The sequence below is a fragment of the Pseudomonadota bacterium genome (genome assembly GCA_018823135.1).
In the GTDB taxonomy this organism is placed as follows: domain Bacteria; phylum Desulfobacterota; class Desulfobulbia; order Desulfobulbales; family CALZHT01; genus JAHJJF01.
Map to the genome: position 1 here is coordinate 41,801 of JAHJJF010000102.1, position 6,332 is coordinate 48,132.

Sequence of the window (6,332 nt, forward strand, 5' to 3'; positions counted from 1 at the left end):
TTATAACTGATTAACAAGACAAACCAGTAATTATTTTCTGCAGAAAGCAACCATTGCATCCAGTGCAGCCATTGCTTTTCCTGAACGGACGATATCACGGGCTAATTCCACTCCGTCTTTCAGGTCTTCGCTCTTTCCGGCGGCCATCAATGCGGCGCCGGCATTTACCAGGACCATATCAAGGCAGGCGCCCTGTTTGCCGCCGAGAATCTCCTTGAGCTGCGATGCTGCGGCCTGGGCATTTTCTCCACCCTTAATGTCTTCAATTTTCGCCCGGGACAGCCCGAAATCTTCAGGTTTTACCTGATAGGTCGACACCTTCTCGCCGTCCCAATCCGCTATTGTCGTTTCTCCGGTGACAGTGATTTCATCCATATTGCCAGCGCCGCAGACCACCAGGGCCCTTTTTGACCCAAGTTTTCCGAGAACCGTTGCCAGTTTTTCCGTCAGACCCGGATCAAAGACTCCCATGACCTGAACATTTGCTCCTGCAGGGTTGGTCAGGGGACCAAGTATATTGAAAATGGTCCGCACGCCGATTTCACGCCGTGGTCCGATTGCGTATTTCATGGCTCCGTGCATCAGCGGTGCAAACATAAATCCGATCCCTACTTCCCGGATACATTGTGAGATTTTATCCGGGGTGAGACTGAGATCAACGCCCAGGGCCTCGAGAACATCGGCACTGCCGCAATGACTTGATACCGACCTGTTGCCGTGCTTGGCAACGGATACCCCGGCGCCGGCAACCACAAACGCCGCGGCGGTGGAGACGTTGAATGTTCCGGTGCCGTCCCCCCCGGTACCGCAGGTATCAACGAGGATACCGCTTGGGGGCATTGCGTCAATCTTTTCCGCCTTCCGGCGCATGACAATGGCCGCCCCGGTAATTTCATCAATGGTTTCGCCCTTCATGCGAAGCGCGGTAATAAAAGAACCTATCTGTGCCTCGGTGGCAGCCCCACTCATTATTTCATTCATGACGTCAACCATCTCTGGCTGGGTCAGATCAATGCCGGTAATGACCTTGCCGATTGCTTCCTTAATCACTGCCGTCCTCCAATTCATGTAACGTGTTACACGGTGAATTCCGCCCAAAAACAACAAAGGAAAAAATTGTCATTTCCATAATGCGGTATACCCCGGGTCAATGAAATTCTTCAATAACCGTACACCATCCGGAGTCATTATCGATTCAGGGTGGAACTGCACGCCCTCCACCGGAAATTCCTTGTGACGGAGTCCCATAAGTTCACCCTGGTCCGACCTGGCAGAGATCTCAAGACAGTCAGGCATTCCCTGTTCTTCAACCACCAGCGAATGATAACGCATAGCTTCAAAGGGATCGGGCAACCCGGAAAACACCCCTTTTCCGTCATGAGAAATCATGCTGGTTTTGCCATGCATCAGACGTCCGGCACGCACCGTTTTACCTCCGAATGCCTCACCCATTGCCTGATGTCCGAGACAAATCCCCAGAATCGGTATTTTTCCACTGAAATAACTGATGGCCTCAATAGAAATCCCGGCCTTTTCTGGTGTGCAGGGCCCCGGCGAAATAATCAGCCGCTCCGGTGCAAGGTTCTCAATGGTCGCCAGATCAACCTGATCATTGCGGAAAACCGTGAGTTCCGCCCCGAGACCGCCGAGACGCTGCACAATATTATAGGTAAATGAATCGTAATTATCTATGAGGACAATCATGATGGTTCCGTAAAATATCCAAAGCTGAATTATCGCCCCCAATGATTCCAAAAATCAGAAACAGGAAGCACAGAGGCCTGGGCCAACCAAACAGCCGACGATTAACAATCGTGTTCATTACCATCAAAAGCCCTGCTCAACAAGAGCGACTGCACGCCGTAAGCCTTTGGCCTTATTAAGGGTTTCCTCGTATTCTCTCTGCGGGTCTGAATCAGCAACAATTCCGGCACCGGCCTGAACCCAAAGGTTCTTTCCCTGCATTACAAAGGTCCGGATGGTTATGCAGAAATCCATATTCCCTGAAAAACCAAAATATCCCACGGCACCGGCATAAGGTCCGCGTCGTTGGGGTTCAAGCTCCTCAATGATTTCCATAGCCCTGATCTTGGGCGCCCCGGAAACCGTCCCCGCAGGGAAACAGGCCTTGAGTACATCAAACTGATCCTTGCCGTTATCCAACACACCGTGCACCCCGGAAACAATATGCATCACATGGCTGTATCGCTCGACAACCAGCTGCTCCCTGACCTCGACTGTGCCATATCTGGCAACACGTCCCGCATCATTTCTGCCGAGGTCGACCAGCATAAAATGTTCCGCCCGCTCTTTCGGATCTGCAAGCAGCTCTTTTTCAAAAGCCAGATCTTCTTCCGGGGTCTTGCCCCTGGGCCTTGTCCCGGCGATGGGGCGAAGTTCTATTTCTTCATTTTCCAAACGGACAAGTATTTCCGGAGAAGAACCGATCTGAATGATATCGCCCATTTTCAGATAAAAAAGATAGGGGCTGGGATTTATATGCCGCAATGCCCGATACAGCGTAAACGGCGGGATCGTGGTTTCCGCATGAAATCGCTGGGAAAGCACCACCTGGAAAATATCACCGGCAGTGATGTATTCCTTGGCCTTCCTGACCATTTCCTTAAATGTTTCTTCCTCCATATTGGAGGTGAATTCATGGGGGGTAATATCAGCAGGCTCACTGTAGGATAATGACCGCGCCAGTCGTTTGACTATTCCGTCAATACCGGCAATCGCCTTCCGGTACAGATTCGGGAGATCAGCCTGAGCGCTTACTTCCACACAATTGACGATGGTGAGTGTCTGCTTGAGGTTGTCATAAATGAGAACCATGCGCGGCACCATGAATGCACTGTCCGGGAAATTTTCGAGAATGGCATTCTGCTCAGGAAGACGCTCCATGAACCGCACCATGTCATACCCGAGATAGCCGACGGCCCCGCCATAAAACCGCGGCAGAAATTCCGAGTCGCCCTTCAGTTGGAAAGATGCAAGCAGATCCTTTAAAGCATTCAGCGGATCGCCGTGTAATTCATCAGTGTGATTGTCACGGGAAATCCGGAGATTTTCTCCCCGGCTTTCAAACACCACAATCGGGTCGAAACCGATGAAGGAATACCGGCCCCATTTTTCGCCGCCCTCAAGGCTTTCGAGGAGGAAGGCATGCTTTTCTTCCCCTGCTACCTTGGCAAAAACCGTAAGCGGCGTATCAAGGTCGGCAATAATTTCCCTGAAAACCGGAATTAATCCGTTATCCGTTGCCAGCTTTTTAAAATCTCCGAATTCCGGCTGGTGTCTGACTTTCATAAAAAAATAATTTCCCAATGATAACACCCGCATTAAACACTATCTGCGAGCGTTTATTCCCCGCAAGGGGGTAATGGAAAGACTGCCCCGGGTATTTTCACCACAGCCGGAAGTCTTAGATTTCGGGCTGCGGCAAGCTTCAACCAATAGAAAGCAGGTCCACCCAAAAAAAAAAGCCATGGGCTCTACGAGCTTTCCATGGCTTTAATCAGATTTATGCTATTGCGCAATACAAATGAAAAACTGTCCCACACTCATCATTTTTCGATTATCCACCAAAAAATGATTTATTCCAAGAGCATTTACACAAAAAGACGCATACGCCCTTCTATCCGACAGGTCAACTTCCGAGTTCATGCATCCGCTTGTATGCTGTTTACAAAAGCATTCACGCGCCTGGTCAATCTGGATACTTTCCTTGAGGTGGTTTTTTTATGCAGCGACCCTTTGACGGAAGTCCTGTCAATAACCTTGATCGCATCGCGCAGGGCGTCTTTAGCCTTGTCTACGGATTGCTCCTCGATTGCGGCGGTGATTGCCTTGATAGTCGTTTTCATCTTGCTCTTGTTCGCCTTGTTCCGTTCACGTCGGATCTGGCTCTGTCGATTTCTTTTCAGTGCTGATTTATGATTAGCCAAGTTGTCTCTCCTGTATTAATCGCTAACAATCTCAATCTCATAGCTACCCGAAACAAACGGGTTTCATTTTTAAATTTAAAATATGGTTTCGGGAAATATATAATCAGACGGCCACGTGGCCGCAATTACGCACACAAAGTTTTGAAAATTGGCTAACATAAATCAAATTCAGAGGTATGTCAACACCCAAGCAAAATGTATATTATTTTTTCACAAAAACTACGGGACCCGATCGCATGCGGCCCTTATGCATCCAAAAACAGACACAACTAGCCATTTTTTTTAAAAAAAATCAACATCTCCCCTTGATGAAGATCGCTAATTATTGTTTTATATATATGAATCATACAATCTCCCGTATCAACTGAATGGCATGATGCACAAGACACAGAGTAAAAAAGCACCGAATCAGTCGCTTACTGAGAGCCTTAATGCCTGTTAGGCCGGTCACCCGGCAAAACCGTCCATTAATAAAAAGATCCATCGTAATTGAACGATGCAAGGAATGCATTCCCGATTATGCCATCCAATTCATACAGAAAACCTGCAGGCGAAGTAAGTCCGAGGTTGATTAATGCTTGAAGTATTAAAATCCCTTCGCTGGCAGGATGTCGTCGATATTCTTATCGTCGCCTACATCATTTATCGGATTATTTTATTCATCAGGGGCACCCGCGCAGTCCAGATGCTGGCCGGCATCACCGTATTAATTGTCGTATATTTCGGCGCCCGGGAGCTTGAATTCCTCACGCTTTATTGGCTTCTGGGGACATTACTCAGTTCAATCTTTTTGATCATCATTATTGTTTTCCAGCGTGATATCAGGCGCGCCCTTACCCAGGTCGGCCAAACTCCCTTTACAAAATCCTATGATGACACAATTCATTCTCTCGGAGAAATCGTCAGCGCCGCAAACTACATGGCCCAGAAAAAAATCGGCGCTCTCATTGTTATTGAAAGAGAAACAGGTCTTAAGGATTTTATTGAATCAGGACAGACAATTGACGCGGCCCTCAGCAGACCTCTTATCCTGAGCCTCTTCCACACGAGCTCACCGCTCCATGATGGCGGCCTTATCATCCGCAACAACCGAATCATGACTGCAGGCTGCGTACTGCCGCTTACCAAGAATCCCTACATCAGCAAACAACTCGGCACAAGACACCGGGCGGCCATCGGCCTCTCAGAGGAAACCGATGCAGTTATTATTGTGGTATCCGAAGAAACGCAGCAAATTTCCCTTGTACAACATGGCGCGATCACCTCAAATCTTGACGTGAAGGCGCTTAGAAGCCGGCTTGACGCGATTTTTATTCCCAAAGATCATCAGACACAGGCATTATGGAAAAACTGGTTAAACAAATCATAGACATTTTTTCGAGTCTCCAGAACTTGAGCTGGCCGAAAAACTGGTTTCTTCGCCTGGTATCGCTGCTGTTCGCCATTTTCCTCTGGTACTTTGTGGCAGGCGAAGACAAAGTGGATGTGAATGTCATCATCCCGGTTGAGATCGTAAATATCCCGCGGAATCTGGTGATCTCCAATCAATTCAAGAAACAGCTGGATGTTACGATCAGCGGACCCCGTGGACTGGTCCGTGGACTTTCCAATCAGCACATCTCGCGATCCATCGATCTTTCCAATGCAACTCCCGGAACTTTTGTCGTACGCAATGATGAAGATTCCATCCCATTTCCCCGGGGCATCAGGACCTTGCGTGTACAACCCTCGCACATGACCCTGCTTTTAGACAGTCTCGTTCATCAGGATCTGCCAATCAAACCCGTCACCCGCGGTAAACCTGCTGAAGGTTTTGAATTAAACAACATCACCCTTACCCCGGCGACAATCACCGTTAACGGGCCGAAATCCATCCTTGGGAATCAGGTCTTCCTCCCCACCAAACCCATTGATATCGGTCAACTCAAAGAACCTGCCGAAATGCAGGTTGCATTAGATCTCGAGGATGCGGTGGCCGAATTGATCGGCGAGTCGGTGGTCACCGCCAGGATCAATATTTCCGAAAAAATCGTCAAGAAAACTTTTACCAATGTATTTGTCGACTTTGATCATAGCGCTGAAAGGACAACCTATATAATTACCCCGAACAAGGTCAGTGTCGACCTCGAACTTCCCTTTGGCATGGGCAACAGTTCAATTGATCTCAATGAACAGATCAAGGCAAAGGTTGATGCAGGCAACCTGTCGCCGGGCGAGTACCAGCTCGCGATTTCCGTAACTCCGCCACCACGGACAAAGATGATCAAGGTGATGCCGGAAAAAGTATCAATTACCATAAGCCACCCGAAACCGGCCAAGAAAAGAAAACCCACTCCTGAATAAACATTATTTTCTCGCTACCTTGTCAGAATCGTAACCAAGCGA

At 48.5% G+C, this 6,332-nt stretch carries 6 protein-coding genes; 2 read left to right on the forward strand and 4 right to left on the reverse strand.

Annotated elements, in window-relative coordinates:
- Window positions 1-30 precede the first annotated feature (30 nt).
- The 4 genes from trpD to rpsT all read right to left on the reverse strand — a co-directional run bounded on the left by trpD (window position 31) and on the right by rpsT (window position 3,947).
- A complete protein-coding gene (gene trpD, locus KKE17_11410) occupies window positions 31-1,050 on the reverse strand; it encodes an anthranilate phosphoribosyltransferase (protein MBU1710602.1) in 1,020 nt (339 codons plus the stop codon).
- 69 nt (window positions 1,051-1,119) lie between these two features.
- On the reverse strand, window positions 1,120-1,704 hold the full coding sequence (locus KKE17_11415) for an aminodeoxychorismate/anthranilate synthase component II (GenBank protein MBU1710603.1): 585 nt from the start codon (window positions 1,702-1,704) through the stop codon (window positions 1,120-1,122).
- A 123-nt stretch (window positions 1,705-1,827) separates the two neighbouring features.
- The gene (gene trpE / locus KKE17_11420) at window positions 1,828-3,309 is read right to left on the reverse strand and encodes an anthranilate synthase component I (protein MBU1710604.1); all 1,482 of its coding nucleotides are present in this window, start codon (window positions 3,307-3,309) and stop codon (window positions 1,828-1,830) included.
- Between the two features lie 353 nt (window positions 3,310-3,662).
- Window positions 3,663-3,947 carry a 30S ribosomal protein S20 gene (gene rpsT / locus KKE17_11425; GenBank protein ID MBU1710605.1) on the reverse strand — a complete coding sequence of 95 codons (285 nt, stop codon included), beginning with the start codon at window positions 3,945-3,947 and terminating at the stop codon, window positions 3,663-3,665.
- 574 nt (window positions 3,948-4,521) lie between these two features.
- Here rpsT and cdaA point away from each other — a divergent pair.
- Window positions 4,522-5,316 (forward strand): diadenylate cyclase CdaA, encoded by a 795-nt coding sequence (cdaA, locus tag KKE17_11430; GenBank protein ID MBU1710606.1) that lies wholly within the window; start codon window positions 4,522-4,524, stop codon window positions 5,314-5,316.
- The gene (locus tag KKE17_11435) at window positions 5,289-6,290 is read left to right on the forward strand and encodes a YbbR-like domain-containing protein (GenBank protein ID MBU1710607.1); all 1,002 of its coding nucleotides are present in this window, start codon (window positions 5,289-5,291) and stop codon (window positions 6,288-6,290) included. Before cdaA ends, KKE17_11435 begins: the two co-directional genes overlap by 28 nt.
- Window positions 6,291-6,332 lie beyond the last annotated feature (42 nt).

Bases quoted from the DNA above. Each gene is read 5' to 3' on its own strand.
- KKE17_11415 (MBU1710603.1), bottom strand. From the start codon at position 1,704: ATGATTGTCCTCATAGATAATTACGATTCATTTACCTATAATATTGTG.
- trpE (MBU1710604.1), bottom strand. From the start codon at position 3,309: ATGAAAGTCAGACACCAGCCGGAATTCGGAGATTTTAAAAAGCTGGCA.
- cdaA (MBU1710606.1), top strand. From the start codon at position 4,522: ATGCTTGAAGTATTAAAATCCCTTCGCTGGCAGGATGTCGTCGATATT.
- KKE17_11435 (MBU1710607.1), top strand. From the start codon at position 5,289: ATGGAAAAACTGGTTAAACAAATCATAGACATTTTTTCGAGTCTCCAG.